This is a genomic window from Blastomonas ursincola, assembly GCF_013607875.1.
Taxonomy (GTDB): domain Bacteria; phylum Pseudomonadota; class Alphaproteobacteria; order Sphingomonadales; family Sphingomonadaceae; genus Blastomonas; species Blastomonas ursincola.
The window spans coordinates 1-16,740 of the sequence record NZ_VDES01000002.1 but is presented as its reverse complement, the minus strand read 5'-3'; the positions used below and the strand labels follow the sequence as shown (position 1 = coordinate 16,740).

Here is a 16,740-nt window from a genome sequence, read left to right as displayed (position 1 = left end):
TTTCAGTTGGAGGTCTTGATTTGGGTCAAACTCCGGTGGTGACGCCATAGAAAGTTGCGGGCGCCTGCCAGTCGACTTTTGTTTATAAGGTCATCAAGCCAGCGAGATGGGGAAGGCCTTAATGTCCGCTTGATACGATAAACGATTTCGGCAACAACCGATTGACGCCAAATCCAGAGTGGTACGCCACCAAATCTGCGGCCATACATTGGAATGGGTTGTCCCATGATTGGAACGCCGTCGGATGTACTTAAGTAAGCCCATGTCTCGCCAACGGATTGGAAGTAGGTTCCGATGTAGTCAAAGGTCATGCGACTAGTCGGAATCAGATGACGGACCCTACTATCAGGGACCCAGTAATGTGCGCCGCCCAAGCTGGCAACGGAAACTAGCAGTACGGTTTCCTCGCCCAGCCGCTTTTGCTCAGGGCTTACTCCGAGGTGCGGATCGTACAGGAACCGGCGCTGCTCCTCCGCGCGCACCGCGAAGTTGGCGCCGTAGGGCAGCAGGTGCAAGTCTGTCGTCAATCGACACTCTTGCAGCCCGTGATCGCGTTTTGCCAGCACATCGACCAGCTTGTCTGCGTTCTCGACCATCCAATGTGGCGGCGATTCCTCATAGACTGGCTCAACCACACCGCCAAAAATTGTACCATCGGGGTGGCGATGAAAGGCTTGTGCATAGGCCGAGAGCCATTGTTGATGAACTTCTACGTCATCATCGGTCCAGCATATATAGTCGCCTTTGCTCGCAGCTACACCTGCATTGCGCGCATTCGACAGGCCTGCTCGGGGTTCCCAAACGCGGCGCAGCGGAAGGTGGGAGCCAAACTCGTCAATCACGCGGGCAGTGTCATCCGTGCTGCCGTTATCAACGATTATCATCTCCCACTCAGCCTGAGCAGGTGGGTCAAGAGCTAAAAAGCTTTCTAGCAAGTTGCGGAGCTGTCGAGCTCGATTACGAGTGCAGACTATAACGGTGATGAGCATTCTGAGCCAGTTCCTCCCTTGTGGGGCCAATTTTGCGGCCAGGTCGAAGAGACAGCGCTCTTCCGAATTAATCTCAAACTGGGGTCAGGCCAAGCAGGATGATTCGCCCCCAACCTGAACGGCTGTATCATACCATATTGCATATGGATCAATCTCTTGGGCCGGTCAGAAGTTTTGTCGCCATGTGGGTGGTCATAGTTCAACGTCATGAGCCATTGGGGAGGAAAATGAGCTGTCTAAGATACTAGAAAGAAATCCTGAGAAGTACCTCCTCGTGATCTAGTATCCGTGCCAACGCGATCTGTTGTAATCGAGGCTGCATTACGGAATCCATGGGCATGACAACAGGCGAAGTAGTAGCAAAGGTCGCGTGACAGCTGCTGGAATTGATTGAGCCGCAAAATTCCGCGTTCGGGCCGTTTGGGCCCGTGTTCGCAGGCATCTGACCGAGCGCCCGAGCAGCATAAAAGCGCCTCAATTAGGGTCCGATGGACATTTGCCGAGCCAAGCTTGAGCACAGGCGACGGCCTCAGCCAGAGTTTTGGCCTGATAGCAGTCATGCCATCGGGTTGAAAATGCTGACGAAAACCGGGATATCTTACCGTAATGGTTGTCGAGAAAGCAATGCGGAATGCCCATGAGCGTACTGAGGATATGCACATGCAATCGGTCAGTAATCACAAAACGTGCTCGCGATAGCTGGCGCAGGCCGCGCTTCACTCGTTGCTCGGCCAGCTTGTTATAGTAAGAACTCCGACGCGCAGCCCGGGACATTCGAGACACGCTTAGGCTTTTGATTGCCTCTATCCGTACATCATGCGCTGTTTGTCGGTGGAGATTCGGGACATCTTCGAGCCAGTCGTCCTGCGCCCAGCCCTCAGGCCAAGCCGGTAGCGTATACCCTACGCGCTCTTTGTCTGTGCGCAGCAAGAGCAGCACATCGAGATCGGGTGCACAGCACCTTTGTAACGGGCCTAAAGCAAATGCCATGTCAGGGCACAAAACAACCTCGCAATCAAACGCCTGCGTGGCCAGTTCATAGCTTTCATGGTCTCGCACCAAAAGCCTGAGGGACTTCGCTCCCTTGAGGCTGGTGGCGGTCGCAGCGACGCTATTGAGATTGTCGTAGTGAATGGATTGCGGAAACTGGATCATCACGGCACTCCGATTTGCTGCGATGATGGATTCCCGAAACGCTTGATGCATTGGCCAGACATCTCCGAAATTGCCGCCGCCATGGAACAACAGCGATTTTCCCGATAGCCGACGGCATATCTCTTCAAGCGATTCTCTATAATCGGCGATGAGCGCTGGATTGCGGCCCAGGTTTTTTTGCAACCAAGCAATTTCGCCTGCCCAGATGGCGCTATCACCGACATTGCCGTGGTCTGGCATGTCCAATAAAGCGTAAGGCCGGCTCAGTAATGCGGCTAAGCTAGGGGCTAGCGCCTGATCAATCAGGTGCTGAAGTTTTGCGATCACCTGAAGATGGGTCTTTGCCGTGCTAGCTGTTGCCGGTGCAGTTTTGATAGGGGAGCTCATCGAAGTGAATCCGTGTTTGGTGCCGTTTGGGCATTTAGGTCATGGTTGCAAACAGCAGCTCGAACCATGAGAACGAACCGACCCATGGCACGGAGGGCTCTTAGATTTGGGTCCAGACAGTCGACAAAAACAGGCTGATGCATGCGCTCCATTTATACCTAGGTTTCTGTCGGTGCGGTTTTTCGGCTGGAGGGGTGGGCGGGCCTATTGTTACGCCCGCAGCAAGACGATATTGCCCGAAGCTGTGCTGCGCTGCAACACACATGTGGCGGATGAGCGCTGCTAATGGACACATTGTAGGGGCGCGGAAACGTTGTCTGTCAATATTCTCTGCCTCATTCGCGCTGATATCTGATACTTTAGGGTCTCGCAACATGAGCGGTTTTTTTCATGATATTGAAGCTCGGGATTGTTCAGCCGGATCCATGGCCAACCATCGTGGTTTAACGTTTTTTCCATTAGCGTCCAAGATTGCCATTCCCTGTCTCACGCAGCGCTGGTGCGATATATCAGGCTTCACCCGAGTTGGGCTCGTACGAGGAGGTGCTGTCCCACAAGAAGTCGCCTCGCTCAGTGGTTTACGAGGACATAGCTCCCGTTCCGACTTCTTTCTCACTCGACATCATGCCTGCAACGCGACACAACGACGCTGAACGGCCACGTACCCGCTTGGATTGATCATGACAGAGCAGACTGAATTTCGTGATGACGCCGACAGCGTTGGAGCGGCAGAAGCCAAAACCCAACTGTTGCCGGATCCGGGTTTGATCTGGCAGGTATTTCGACGAAATTTTGGCCGCTTCATTGTTGCAGGGCTCATTGTTCTCCTGTTGGCCGCGGCATATCTGGCTTTGCAACAGCCCCTTTATCGTGCCGAGGCCAGCTTATTGATCGATCCGGTGTCGGAGCCAGTGAAGTCGCCTTCGGCAAACATCGGCAAGCCGTTCGTCGATGCAGATCAGGTGGATACGGAAATACGGCTGCTGGCTTCAACACTGGTCGCCGAGCGCGCGGCACAGCTTTACGCCGAGCGCTTTGCGTCCCCTGATGGCGATCGTTTCAGCCCGATTGAAGTGCGCGCACTGGCTAAGCGGATCCGCGCCAGCACACGTGTTTCTCGCAGCGGACAAACCCGGGTCATCGACATCACAGCGGTTTCTGACGATCGGAACTTCGCTGCGACTGCGGCCAATCTGTTGGCAGAGGCGTATTTGAATGCTCAGGTCGAAGCCAAGACATCGGTAAACGACAGCACCAAGAATTTTGTGAATGCCCGCCTACAGGAGCTGGAAGGCAACGCTCTGAGAACTCAGGCCGCCGTTGACAACTTCAGGGCCGCCAATGGTCTAGCGAGCGCGAACGGATCGACCAACGCCGAGCAGGAGGTCTCCAATCTCAATCAGCAGCTTGCCAGTGCACGGGCAGATCTCGCCGAGAAGCAGGGGCGTTATAATGCGGCGCGCGAACAGCTTCTCAGGGGAGGCGGAGGAGCAGACGTCGGAGCTGCCCTCGGATCTGGCACCATAGCAAGTCTGCGACAGCAAGAGGCTCGTGCCAGTGCCGACTATGCAGTTTTGGCTTCGCGTCTCGGCCCCCTCCATCCTGAGCGTCAGCAAAAAGAGCGCGAGCTCGAGGATGTCAGGCAGCGTATCCAGGAAGAAATCAACAGGGTGCTCTCGAGCTTGCAGGCTGATGTCCAGACCGCCCAGTCCCGCGTTGCGTCGCTGTCGGGCAGCCGAGGTAATGCGGCTGGATCACTTGCGCAGAATGCCCGGGCGCAGACCCGCTTGAGTGAACTGGAAGCGCGTGCACAGGCCGCTGCGACTGTATATCAAGCGTTTCTGCAAAGGTCTCAAGAAGCCGGTGCGTTGAGAGACAGCGCAATGCCCGACGCCCGATTTGCACAGCGGGCAGATGTTCCGGCTCAACCGTTCAGCCCCAATTACCCCTTGACGATCCTTTTCGCTGGGGTGGGGGCGATGCTTGCCGGCATGCTAACTGTGGTTGTCTCGGAATATCTTCGTCGCGGGGTTCAGACCAAGCGTGATATCGAGCGTCGGCTTCGGCTGCGATATGCAGGCGCGGTCCCGTCCCTGCGGTCCACGGTGAAGAGCCGCAAGCTGTTGCAACCGCCACACATTTATGTACTCGAACATCCGTTTTCGCTGTTTTCGGAAGCATTCAGATCGATCCGCACATTCCTCACATTGTCGCCGGGAGCGCGGCCTAGGGTTATCGCCATCACCTCTGCCCTGCCGCGCGAAGGAAAGACCACGACCTCCGTTTGCCTGGCGCAAACAACGGCCGCTGAGGGAGCAAGAACTATTCTGGTCGATGGAGATCTGCGTCGCCGCGGAGCTAGCGCCTTGCTGGGTTACGAATCGGAATTCGATATTATTGATTATCTTGAGCGTCGCCAGCCACTGTCTGCGTGTTTGATGCGGGACGAGGTAACGGGTCTGCATATCCTTGGGGTAAACCGCTCCCCGGACGCCGCTCGCAACCCCATGACCATCGAACGAGTGAAGGAGGTGCTCGACGAACTGCGAGACCTCTACGACGTTGCCATTGTGGACACCGCGCCCATTCTCGGGGTTGCCGAAGGCCGAATATTGGCGATGGCTGCAGACCGCGTGCTGTTGATAACTCACTGGCGCAGGACTTCCGTGCGAGCGGTGGAAGCTACGATTGATATGCTCCTGGATGCCGGAGCAAAGATCACGGGCATGGCATTGACGCAAGTCGACATCCGAAAGTATGCGAGCACGGGCGATGGCGATGTCTACGCTTACACGAAAAAGTTTCGTGGCTATTATACCAACTGAGTCGGATTTTTTTAGTTTAGAATTCGCTTTTGATCAGATTTGCGCGAAAGTGTATTGTGATATTGGGGCGATGGGGTGGTTTCGATATGATCAAGACTGATTGCATTCGTATGGCAATGATGAGTGCAGCTGCTGCCGGCGCTCTGTCCCAACACGCCCACGCTCAAAACGCGCCGGCCCAAGGTGCTTCTGTATCGGATCGGACGCAGTCGGAATATCGTCAGGAGCCTTTGAAGTTGGGCTCTCTTGACATATTTCCGTCCATTCAGCTCGATGCCGAGTATAGCGACAACATTTTCGCGGCGCCGACGGCACCTGTGGATGATGTCGTATTTTCCTTGGCTCCGAGCTTGATTGTCCGTGAGCAGCGCCCTGACCGTGACCTTTTTCTCCAGGCAAAGATAGGCGTCGAAACCTACGCGTCGGGAACAATAGATGATCAGTTCTTGGGATCGCTCGAGGGACGCTTGCGGCTCCGCCAGGGGCGCCTGACCAGGCCATATGTGAGCTTTGGCGTAGCCCGCAACTCGACGCGCGGCCGTGACGCCGTCGATGATTTTCTGTTCATCGCTCAACCGATCGCAATCACAAGCTATCGCAGCGGCATCGGCCTGGAACGAGATTTCGGGCCCTTTACTCTTGATATGGAGGGCCGTGCAGCGCGAACGCAATTCGACGGCGATATACTGTTTGATAATCAACTTCTGGACGTAGGCTTCAGGGATTTCGAGAACTACGTGGGGCGTGCTCAGTTGTCCTATTCTCAATCTCCCAACCAGCGTGTATTCGTCTCGTTCGAAGCCAACAGTCAAAATTTTTCGGCGCCCTCTCAGAACTTGGCGCTACCCGATTTTCTCAGATTAGATCGCTCCTCCGACGGTTATCGGGCAGAAATTGGTTTGGCGCGACAGGTAACGGATCTGCTCATGATCGACGCCCGCGTGGGGTATCTTAAGCAGAGTTTCGATGACCCTACTTTGCGCTCGGCGTCTGGCTTGTCGCTACAAGCTTCCGCGACCTATAATCCCACTCCACTGACCACGATCAAGGCGACAGCGGTTAGAGCGATCGACACGACCAGCAATCCACTTTCTGCCGGCCTTGTCCGCACCGAGGCGTTCGTCCGTATCGATCATGAACTTCTGCGCAATCTCATTGTCACGGCTACAGGGCGCGTAGCGCGGTTTGACCAGTCTGGGATAGGAGCTGACGCAACCGAATGGACGGCGGCTCTCGAAGCGCGATATCTCTTGAGCAGGCGGTGGGTAGTAACGGGCCGGCTGGAACATTTTGAACGTGAGGGTTTGTTCGCGTTCAATCAGAATCGCTTTAAAGTCTCCTTGCGCTACCGATTCTAGTACATACACGCGAAGAACGCATGCTGTTCGAGCGGGGGGCTCCCGGCTCACCTGCCCCTTTAGGGTACGCAATTATTGACGCAAAGCGCAATCAAGCTGAGCTTCCCATATAGCCGTTTTTATTCGGGTTGCTAGCTGTGCTGTCAAGCAGATCGCCACGAGGTGAGTGCGATGCTTTGAAATTGGTGAATCTCGCTGTCCGCGTTGCCTGCTGTTCCAGGTCAACCGGGTTGCCTCCATCCTTCGCTTGTCTGTTGCGGCGACAACCGTGCAGATCTTGCGCAGGGCTCGTTCTTAGGTCCGACCCCCACCGCGCTCTATCAATCGAAATGGTGCAGATTTTGAAGATTGGCCTGCGTTAGAAGGGGGCGCAGCTCAGCGTTGTCCACCGTGATGGGGTTGAACCAATCGTTCAATATTGCAAACACGACGCCAGGCTTCGAAACAAGCGAGGCTATTCCTCGCAGGAGGCCGAATTGAGCGCGCCGGGTGAGAACCTGTCGGTGAGCGATGCGGCCTTCTAGCGATCTGCGGTGCCGCTCGAGAGCGGAGCGCTCTCCACGTGTAATCGCCAACCTCTCAAGGAGCTCACTAACCCCATCATATAGCGCAACCAGGTCCTGCACGCTGTGCAGGCCGCTCAATGAATTGCTCCTGTGGAGCGCGCGGTAGCCACAACGGCCATCGATGATAAACTTTGCTCCAGCGGAAAGAGCCTCGGTATAAAAAAGAAAATCTTCCCCCAGCCTGCAATTCTCTCTATAAAGAAGGCCAAGGTTTTGTACGAAGGACCTTCGAAAAACTGGCTTCAGAAAGCCAAGTTCGGCGCGAAGCATCCCTCGTTTCGGAATGTTTCCTTGAATGAAGGATGAGGTATCTAGAACATACCTTTCGTCAATATCAAAGTATGTGCCAAGATCGGCAACCAAGTTCTCGGACTTTTTTACAAAGAGTAGATTGTCAGCCCAGAAGTCCCATTCCAGCGTTGGATCTGGCAGCCTGGCAAGCCTGCCAGGTACGAATGCATCGTCTGCATCAAGCAGCGCGATCAGTGGCATCGTTGCTTTAGAGAGTGCGAGGTTGCGGGCCGAAGCTGGCCCGTGATTCATCGATCGCGGCACCACTTTCAAGCGTGCATCTCCGCCCGCTACCGCCAACGCCCGTGCACAAGTCTCATCGGAAGAGCAGTCATCCACCAGGACGACCTCTCCAACCTGCGGCTCATCAAGAGCGCTCTTTACCGCGATCGCAACAGTCTGTTCCGCATTATACGCCGCAATGATGACCGATACGCATGGACTGTCTGATGACATATTTTCACCCAGCTGAGATCGCAGTGGATAGGGTTGGCAGAATCATGCGAAAGAGACATGGATGCTGGTGATCGCCTTTGTGCTGCTAGGCTGCTAACACGCGCGGTGTCAAATTCAGAGATTTGTGCTGTGATGAAAATTGGGTATTTGGTTCACAATCTGAACGATCCCGCCGTGGAAAGGCGTTGCCAGATGCTTGAGCGGGGCGGCGCGGCGGTTGCGGTTGCTGGCTTCCTGCGCGATGAACATGTGCGTGCGGATATAGCGATGCGCAATCCACTTGTTGTCGGGCGAACGCGCGATGCGGATTTTGCTGGCCGAGCTTTTGGCGCAGTTCGCGTTGCGGCATCCAGTCAAGCGCTTCGTCGCCATTTCAAAAATTGTGATGTGCTTCTCGCCCGAAATCTGGAGCAGCTGGCAATAGTTCGAACCATGGCCAGAGGGCGGCCGGTCATCTACGAATGTCTTGATCTCCATAGATTATTGCTCGGAACGTCGGTGGCGTCTCGCGTTGTCCGGGCTTTGGAGGCTTCGCTGCTGCCGCACGTTAAGCTGCTGTTGACGTCATCTCCGGCCTTCTTGCGGGAACATTTCGACAATCGCCCATTTCGGGGGAAGGCTGTGCTTCTGGAGAACAAGCTGCTGAGTTACGATGGGATGCAGTTTGCTCAACCCACCGCTGCTGGACCGCCATGGCGAATTGGTTGGTTCGGAATGCTCCGATGCCGCCAGACATTCAATTTCCTTGCTGAGCTGGCAAGCCATTCTGAAGGCGAAATTGAGGTGCTGATAAGCGGCAAGCCTTCATCTGCGGAGTTTCCTGATTTCGTTGAGAGTGTCGAAGCGGCTCCAAACATGCAATACACTGGGCCCTACCAGTATAACGATCTGATTGGGCTTTATGGGCAATGTCATTTCGCGTGGGCAATCGACTGGTTCGAAGAGGGGCTCAACAGCAGTTGGCTGTTGCCCAACCGGATTTATGAGTCTTTGGCCCATGGTACCGTCCCGATAGCGTTGGCCAGCGTGGAAGCCGGGCGCTGGCTAAGGTCCCGAGGCGTTGGCCTGGTTGTGGACTCGGCTGACCAGGCCCGCAGCGCTCTGACCGCGATACAGCGAAGCGATTACGAAATCTGGGTCCAGCAACTGGATCGATTGCCACGAGAAGATGTCGTTGCAGATGATCGTGACTGCGTCCGGCTTGTCGACACCATTGAGTCAATTTGCAAATGAGCGGCGTTCTCGCTGTTGTCCCCTGTCTGAACGAAGCGCCTCATTTGCGTGAGCTTCTTGCACGGTTGGTCGCGGAACCCGAGATATCCCTTGTCGTGGTTGCCGATGGCGGCAGCACAGATGGTAGCCGCGCTATCGTCGATGAAATGGCTGAGCGCTACCCAAGCCTGAGGCTTATGGATAATCCCGCGCGTATCCAGAGTGCTGGCGTAAATCTTGCCGTGAAGAAGTATGGACAAGGATATGACTGGTTGCTGAGAGTGGACGCTCACTGCAGTTACCCTGATGGTTACGCCTCCAAGCTTATCGCTGCAGCAGCGCGGACAGGCGCTCAAGCCGTCGTCGTCCCAATGCTGACGAAAGCCAATTCAGGGTTTCAGAAGGCCGTTGCTACAGCGCAGAACAGCGTGATCGGAACTGGGGGATCGCCGCACCGTCACCTTGGTGCGGGCCGTTTTGTTGATCATGGCCATCATGCCCTGATCAACATGAACGCATTCATCACTGTCGGGGGCTATTGCGAAGCCATGCCGTGCAATGAAGATGCGGAGCTTGATCATCGGCTCGCTCGTAATGGAAACAGCATATGGCTGGAGCCATCGGCAGCAATCGGATATTTCCCGCGCTCGAGCGTGGCGTCGCTGTGGAGGCAATATTTCAACTATGGAATGGGTCGCGCGAGAACGCTGCGCCGGCATCGCATTCGCCCCGCCTTGCGCCAGCGGCTTCCCCTGCTCGTGCCCATTGCGTTTGCTTTAGCTTTTCTGGCGCCCATTCATTGGGTGTTCCTGGTGCCGCTGGGCATATGGGCAAGTCTCATGTTTGCTGCGGGGCTTGCCATCGGCACCGCCAGCAAGAGTTATTGGGGTTTGCTCAGCGGGCTTGCGGCTGCAATCATGCACATGGCATGGGGTGCCGGTTATTTTCGTGAGCGGCTGAGGGCATCGGCACCTCCAAAACCCCGCTATGGGTTTGACAGCAATGAGGGCCTGGCAGACATCATTCCTGCCGCCAAATCCTGACGGACCTGATCTCCATTGCGCCTGAGCCATCATCATAAGCGGAATTTGGCGGCGCTTTGACCGCGACGGTCATCAACGGGTACCATTTTGTTCCTTGGAAGGGATTGGCATATCGGACGGTCTCTATGCCGTCGACAAAGATGGTGATCCAGCCAGGCTCCACGCGTGCCTGAAAGCTGTGGAACTCCGTGTCCAAGGTGTTGCGCAGACCGAAATCTCCCATTTCCATCCGCATCATCAGACGAGTGAACGTCCGCTGGCCTGATTTGCCGCCGTGGAGATTGGTTGAGAGGTGGCTCGAGAAGTTCCAATCCGAGTTATAGCCAAATCCTTCATATACATCGATCTCGGGTGGCCAGCCTTGCTCCGGGAGAAGCCAGAGTGCAGGCCAACTGTGACGACGATTTGGCATCCGCACAACCCACTCAACCGAACCATAACGGAACTGCGCCTCCGGCATTTTATGAGCCGAAAGAGCAACCGAGAGAAAGGGATATGGCTTGCCATCAAACCCTCGAGAGACAGGCTTCTCCAACCGTCGCGTTGTCATGACAAGTTCGCCTTGCCGGCGCTGGAATCCGCCGAGGGCCCATTCGCCATAGAAGCCAGTTTCGCCGTTCGATGGCTGCACACGCCCATGAAACAATGAGGTTGACCACGTTTGTGGCCCCCCGACATCGTTGACTTGGAGGGCCGCACCGTCCGCGGCGTAAACCAGCTCACCAAATGGCTGAAAACGGAATGGCTGGCGGAAACCAGTTCGGGTGGCACCTTCCTGTGGTGCCCTAGCGACGACAATTGCCGATGCTTCCGCTATGCCACGTTCAGCGCCATCGGGAACATTGCTCTGCACAAATCGCACCGAAGTGCCCGACTTTGCGGGTCGAATCGCACATGCGACCGATCTTGCAAGCGGGTCACCAGGCCGGAAAATCACGGATTTGGTCTGATCGCGGATGGGGCCTGCGCCATCGCCCCAGGTACAACGTACATAAGCCACGACGGTGTTCGCGGTTGGGCCAGAGATCGATACCGATATCCTTGCCTCCCTCTCGCCTGCGCTGATCTGCGTATTGCCGAGATTGACCTTAACCGGTGAGGGATATCGCGAACCGCCTGCGAAGGCTTCCGGACCAAATAAAGCGGGTTCAGCGGTTATGGGGGCGGCTGCCTCATTGTCTGTGGCCGGGCGTGGGGCGAGGGGGGAGGGTTGCCAGAGCATCACATTGAAAACGGCAATGCCCGCGGCGCAAGCAGGGGCACTCAGCAACATAAATTTGAGCATGACGTGTCCAATGAAATCGAGGGGCGGCACCCAGGACAATATTAGCCGATAATTGCCTCTGCAGGCATAATGCTTCACTGCATGGAAGGCGAGAGGGCTTTTCGAACCTAGGGGTAGCCGGTGGATCCCAGCTCTCCGCCACATCGAGACAGTCAATGCAACAGGTGGCATGAACTCATGGCCAGAATTACCCGAGTAGCCCGTTCCCTGAAAGGCCTATGCACAATGCCGTTTTGGTGGCTTGCTGGTGTTCGGTTTCAGGGAAGGGTGGTGCTACAGGGCCGCAGTCCAACTGTCCACAATGAGGGGCGGATTGTAATGGGACAACGCGTGCTGTTCCGTGCCACTCATGGGAGGGTTCGTCTGAGCACAGGTCCTGACGGCCTGCTGTTGATTGGCAAGCGATCATTTATAAACAGCAACTGTAATTTCCATGCAACAAAACGGATTGAAATCGGGGATTATTGCTTAATCGGCGAAAATGTCGTAATAGACGACTGTTCTCATCATTCTATCGACCAGACCTCAGATATAAAGATGGAGCCAATAAAACTCGGCAAAAATGTCTGGGTTGCCAATAATGCTACTATAATGCCTGGCGTCTCCATCGGAGATCATAGTGTTGTTGCGGCAGGCTCAGTTGTGACTCGCTCTTTTGAGGATCGTGTCTTGATCGCGGGTGTGCCTGCGCGCGTTATCCGTAAACTCACGGCTTCTGATGATTGGATCCGGCGTTAGTCAGAAAGATTCAGGGTGTGATGCTAGAACTTGCGGCCATGTCGGCGGCGCAATTGCACCCCCATTGGCAAGCAGGATGGACTGATGGCGCGGGCCAGTCGTTGGATCCATGAAGCGGAAATCGCGGAAACGATTTTGTGTCTCCGAGAAGCAGTGTGTCCGCGAATGGTCTGCGGGCGCCGGAAACTCTCGAGACCCGCTGTTCGCTGACCATTTGAGGGGAGGCGCTCGCAATCTCGTCGACTCCTGGCATTGCAGCGCAATACGCCAGAATTTCGAGTTGGATTCGAACGGTGAAGTATCGCTGCTACAAGCCGGCATCCTCTTCCGGCGAAGGAATAATTTGGCGAGTTTGGGCGCTATGCCACCATGGCCATTGGCATCATGGCAAGTAGTCGGTGGGGATTTGGCGCCTTCAAATGAGCGCAAAATGTGAAAGGGTGGCGCCGGTGCTGGCGCCATCACACCTAGTACGCTACCCAATTCATCCTGGGAGCGATGTCAGGTGAGCACATCAAGCAAGACAGCCCATGTGGTGATGGCAAGGGCCAGCATGAAGCATGCGCGACGAGAAAAAGACATCCAGGCTGGCCTGGACCAACGCGATTGTACCATTGCCATGGCGCGACCTCTCCTACAGACTACCATTCTTTGATGGTTAATGGATAGGCTATCACCCAAACCCGTCATTCGTCAATTGGCTTAGCGGATCTGAGCTGCCGCTCACCTCTGAGCCCTTGCTGTATCGGCTGGCTTATGTCGAGGCGGATGCGGCCGTTCAGGTTGAGCTGTGCATCGGATGTTTTGCATACAGCGTCGCTTTAGTGCCGTCGCGGTACGTCGGCGCTTCGGGTAGGCGAACTTCATCGATTGAGAATTGCAAGATGCCTTCGCGCGGGGCGGATCCGAGTTTGAATCCCTCGCGGCCTAGCCGAGCGAACTATGTCGGTTGTGCGTTTTGCTGCAGTGCACTACGCGACCCTCACCAACAAGGTGATTGAATGTCATGAAGGACAAGCTGGCACGGGGTGCCCTGTGGGTCGTTAGCGCGCGGGTGCTCGTTGGCATAATTGGATTTGCCAGCACGCTGTTGTTGGCGCGCCTTCTAGTGCCTGCCGATTTCGGATTGGTGGCAATAGCGATGACCGTGGTTGCGATCGCTGGCTCCATAACTGAATTGTCTTTGGCATCAGCATTGGTCCAGCATGATAGCCCCGATGCGGCGCACTACGACACGGCCTTTACCTTGAATGCGATGCGTTCGGCGGCGCTGGCCATGCTTCTGGCGGGCTTGAGCATCCCCATCTCCGAAATCTATGGCGATGCCCGGCTGATTGCTATCCTGATCGTGATTGCTGGCGGCGTTTTCGTATCAGGCCTCCAAAACCCAAAGCTGGTTGTCTATACAAGAAATCTTGTCTTTTGGCAGGATTTTGTCCTGAATGTTTCGTCAAAGCTGACTGGCTTCGCTGTCGGATTGGTCATCGCGTGGTTCTATAAGAGTTACTGGGCGCTGGTAATCAGTGCCGTTGCAGTTCAAATTCAGAGCGTTATGGTCTCGTATCTTATGGTGCGATACAGGCCAAGGATCCAGCTTTCTCAATGGCGCGAACTCATCGGATTTTCGGTCTGGGTTTCGTTTGCTCAGGCGGTCAATACACTTAATTGGCGCTCGGACAGTATGGTAATTGGATATGTTCTTGGGAACCAACCGCTCGGTTATTATAGTTTCGGTGACAATCTCGCTTCGATGCCGACCCGCGAGGCTACCGCCCCGGTGGCGCAGACATTATTCCCTGCATTTTCTCGCCTGAGTGATGATCTTGCTAGATTGCGCAGTGCTTACCAGCGGTCGCAGGCGCTTTTGTGTGTGATTGCGTTTCCGATAGGGGTCGGATTTGCGCTGCTGGCGGAGCCTCTGGTGATTTTGACCGTAGGCGTGAAATGGCTGCCCGCAGTGGTCGTGATTCAAGCGCTTTCTGGCGTTTTCGCACTGCAAGCTCTTGCAAGTTCGGCCCAGCCCCTCGCGATGGCGATGGGGCAAACAAAATCTCTTTTTGAGATTAGTGTTATCAATTTTACAGTCAGGATGCCACTGATCGTTACCGGTATATTATATGCAGGCTTGCTTGGGGCAGTATATGCGCGAGTAATGAGTGGCATAATCGGCATTGTCGTGAACATGCTTCTTGTGAGAAAGCTCATAGGTCTATCTCTATTGGATCAAATTTGGGTCAATTGCCGGGCTCTCTGCGCAACAGCTGTAATGGCAATATGTTTCCTGTGCGTGCCGCAGATCGTGGCCCTGAATCGCGAAGCTGGTAATTTCTTTGAGGTTTGTAATCTCGTTGTCATCGGCGTGTCGCTCTATGTTGTCATCCTGTATGGACTATGGATTGTGATGGGCAGGCCGGGTGGCCCGGAAGCCGAGTTCGTTCTGCTGGCGCGTCGAATCCACTCTGCCATAATCGATAGGATCGCTCCCAATAGGAGGCTTTAGGCCCGTGTCACACTCGCCGATGGCCTGAGCTTTGCCGCGTTGGAGGAGCGGGGCAGGTCATGGATGCCGGTACGAAGAGCTTGTCGTCTGAAAGGGTTCGCAGAGTTGCGGGTCGCACTTTCCTAGGTACGACCTGTTCCCACCTCGCCCGGATCACCGTCCCATCCTAGCGGGCCTTGTAGAGGCAATCGGTGTCGGATCATGCTGAATATGCCGATCGGATCGAGCGATGGCGCGTCAAGGCTCCAGATCCGGGTCCTGAGACGGGCCCGGTGCGAATATGGTTGCTTAGGACAGGCTGGCGATCTTTCTTGAAGGGGTTGGCGTTGCTGGTGATATCCGCGTGAAGCTCAGACTGATGTTCCCTTTGCTGCCGCCATGCTCAACGACTTTTCTTGTCAACGAAAGCGTCTAGCGGGGCTCTTTTGCAATGATCTTGCGAGGTGCCTGTATCATCGCACTGTTGCTTTGCGGCGGTCATGCCATCGCAACCGATCATGCCACGGAATGCCTCGCAGCCCATCTTGTCGCGAGCTTTTGCTCCGGGCTGGCGCGTCGAGTCACGACTGATTGCATATCGTCTGTACGTATGTCCGCTGCTTCGCGGCTGTTTTGCTAGCGGGGCACGAGCATCGAGGTAGATCGGGCCTCGGATGCAGTGCTGCAAATGAGGGTGGAGCGTACGTGAAGGGGGGGCGATGGCGTGAGGTCGATATCATCACCATCGCTTGGGCCATTCTAATCCGGGAAGTTGACTTCTGGACCGACGGGGGTAGCCTCTGCTCATCGCATAAGCGAGCCCTCTGGTTTGTCCCAGCTGTAAGGTAAAGGTCAGTCAGGAACTTAGAATAAATATTTGCTATAAAGATTTGAAATTTCGAGAGTCGTATAGTCTCCGTTGCCGTAAATGGGCTCAAAATCAGATAGTTGTCTGTCGCTCTAATGTAGTACGTTAGCGGAGGCGTTTATGTCGCTTATTGGTAAAGCTAGGGCACATTTTGAAAACTTTGGTTTGTGGCCGCAAACGCGGCGGGTGATGAAAGACCGATTGACATATTTGTCTGTCGCGAAGCTCAAGAGAATCCAGGCGGCCATCACCGAGACGGCGCATGTTCCAGGCGATATAGTCGAATTTGGTGTTGCCTTGGGCGGGTCGGGAATCATTCTCGCGCATGCAGCTAGAGGTTCAGAAAAGAAGTTTCATGGATTCGATGTGTTCGGGATGATACCCGAGCCAACATCCGATAAGGACGATCTTAAATCCAAGCAACGCTACGATGTCATCAAGTCCGGTCAGTCAGAAGGCATCGATGGTGAGGAATATTACGGATATCGATCGGACTTAATTTCCGATGTAAGAAAATCCTTCTATCGTCACGGTGCTTCAGTAAATGACAGAGATATAATACTGCATAAAGGGCTTTTTGAAGAAACCTGGGGCGTAGCCAGTGTTGAGTGCGTATCGCTGGTTCATATCGATTGTGACTGGTATGACCCGGTAAAATTCTGTTTGGAAAAGAGCGCAGGCGTTGTAAGCGTTGGCGGCAATATCATCATTGATGACTATAATGATTACGGGGGCTGTAGGATAGCCGTTGATGAGTTCGTTGAGGTATATCGAAACTTCAGCTTGGAGATGGGGCCAAACCCAATTTTGCGGCGAACTGCCTAGAGATCATGAGTTATGAATATTCCGTATTTTCTGGGATAAATAGCATGTATCAGAATGCAATTGGTATTGGGCTTTGGCGGCAACAGGAGGCGGAACGTGAAGCCCATTCGTAAGGCTGTGTTTCCGGTTGCCGGTCTCGGCACCCGCTTTCTTCCCGCGACCAAGGCCATCCCCAAGGAGATGCTGCCGATCGTCGACCGCCCGCTGATCCAGTATGCGGTGGACGAGGCGCGCGAGGCCGGGATCGAGCAGATGATCTTCGT

13 protein-coding genes are annotated in these 16,740 nt (G+C 54.9%); 8 read left to right on the top strand and 5 right to left on the bottom strand.

Features of this window, described 5'->3' with window-relative positions; genetic code table 11:
- Nucleotides 1–2: 2 nt before the first annotated feature.
- The gene (locus FG486_RS06100) at nucleotides 3–989 is read right to left on the bottom strand and encodes a glycosyltransferase (protein WP_181266909.1); all 987 of its coding nucleotides are present in this window, start codon (nucleotides 987–989) and stop codon (nucleotides 3–5) included.
- Nucleotides 990–1,463: 474 nt separating this feature from the next.
- Entirely contained in the window at nucleotides 1,464–2,531 is a 1,068-nt protein-coding gene (locus tag FG486_RS06095; RefSeq protein WP_181266908.1) for a polysaccharide pyruvyl transferase family protein, read from the bottom strand.
- Nucleotides 2,532–3,211: 680 nt separating this feature from the next.
- On the opposite strand from FG486_RS06095, the gene FG486_RS06090 reads away from it, so the two are divergent.
- Nucleotides 3,212–5,356 carry a GumC family protein gene (locus FG486_RS06090; protein WP_181266907.1) on the top strand — a complete coding sequence of 715 codons (2,145 nt, stop codon included), beginning with the start codon at nucleotides 3,212–3,214 and terminating at the stop codon, nucleotides 5,354–5,356.
- 86 nt (nucleotides 5,357–5,442) lie between these two features.
- On the top strand, nucleotides 5,443–6,714 hold the full coding sequence (locus FG486_RS06085) for an outer membrane beta-barrel protein (RefSeq protein ID WP_181266906.1): 1,272 nt from the start codon (nucleotides 5,443–5,445) through the stop codon (nucleotides 6,712–6,714).
- Nucleotides 6,715–7,034: 320 nt separating this feature from the next.
- Here the strand turns inward: FG486_RS06085 and FG486_RS06080 are convergent, their stop codons facing one another.
- On the bottom strand, nucleotides 7,035–8,027 hold the full coding sequence (locus FG486_RS06080) for a glycosyltransferase family 2 protein (RefSeq protein ID WP_181266905.1): 993 nt from the start codon (nucleotides 8,025–8,027) through the stop codon (nucleotides 7,035–7,037).
- A gap of 114 nt (nucleotides 8,028–8,141) precedes the next feature.
- Complete coding sequence (locus tag FG486_RS06075; RefSeq protein ID WP_181266904.1) at nucleotides 8,142–8,504, bottom strand: hypothetical protein; 363 nt, start codon at nucleotides 8,502–8,504, stop codon at nucleotides 8,142–8,144.
- A gap of 21 nt (nucleotides 8,505–8,525) precedes the next feature.
- On the opposite strand from FG486_RS06075, the gene FG486_RS06070 reads away from it, so the two are divergent.
- Together FG486_RS06070 and FG486_RS06065 are read left to right on the top strand one after the other, a co-directional pair.
- Nucleotides 8,526–9,260 (top strand): glycosyltransferase family protein, encoded by a 735-nt coding sequence (locus FG486_RS06070; RefSeq protein WP_181266903.1) that lies wholly within the window; start codon nucleotides 8,526–8,528, stop codon nucleotides 9,258–9,260.
- Nucleotides 9,257–10,282, top strand: coding sequence for a glycosyltransferase family 2 protein (locus FG486_RS06065; protein WP_181266902.1), 1,026 nt, complete (start codon nucleotides 9,257–9,259; stop codon nucleotides 10,280–10,282). Before FG486_RS06070 ends, FG486_RS06065 begins: the two co-directional genes overlap by 4 nt.
- On the opposite strand, the gene FG486_RS06060 is transcribed toward FG486_RS06065, so the two are convergent.
- Nucleotides 10,260–11,567, bottom strand: a complete 1,308-nt coding sequence (locus FG486_RS06060; RefSeq protein ID WP_181266901.1) for a glycoside hydrolase family 16 protein — start codon at nucleotides 11,565–11,567, stop codon at nucleotides 10,260–10,262. The two genes, FG486_RS06065 and FG486_RS06060, sit on opposite strands and share 23 nt — an antisense overlap.
- Before the next feature lie 330 nt (nucleotides 11,568–11,897).
- Between FG486_RS06060 and FG486_RS18265 the strand changes: the two genes are divergently transcribed.
- The 4 genes from FG486_RS18265 to FG486_RS06040 all read left to right on the top strand — a co-directional run.
- Nucleotides 11,898–12,305: an acyltransferase gene (locus FG486_RS18265; RefSeq protein ID WP_338401582.1), complete on the top strand. Its 408-nt coding sequence runs from the start codon at nucleotides 11,898–11,900 to the stop codon at nucleotides 12,303–12,305.
- Between the two features lie 1,006 nt (nucleotides 12,306–13,311).
- Nucleotides 13,312–14,805 (top strand): lipopolysaccharide biosynthesis protein, encoded by a 1,494-nt coding sequence (locus FG486_RS06050; RefSeq protein ID WP_181266899.1) that lies wholly within the window; start codon nucleotides 13,312–13,314, stop codon nucleotides 14,803–14,805.
- Nucleotides 14,806–15,772: 967 nt separating this feature from the next.
- Nucleotides 15,773–16,477 (top strand): TylF/MycF/NovP-related O-methyltransferase, encoded by a 705-nt coding sequence (locus tag FG486_RS06045; RefSeq protein WP_181266898.1) that lies wholly within the window; start codon nucleotides 15,773–15,775, stop codon nucleotides 16,475–16,477.
- A gap of 54 nt (nucleotides 16,478–16,531) precedes the next feature.
- Nucleotides 16,532–16,740 (top strand): sugar phosphate nucleotidyltransferase (locus FG486_RS06040; RefSeq protein WP_277816969.1); only part of this gene is annotated, 209 nt, incomplete at its 3' end.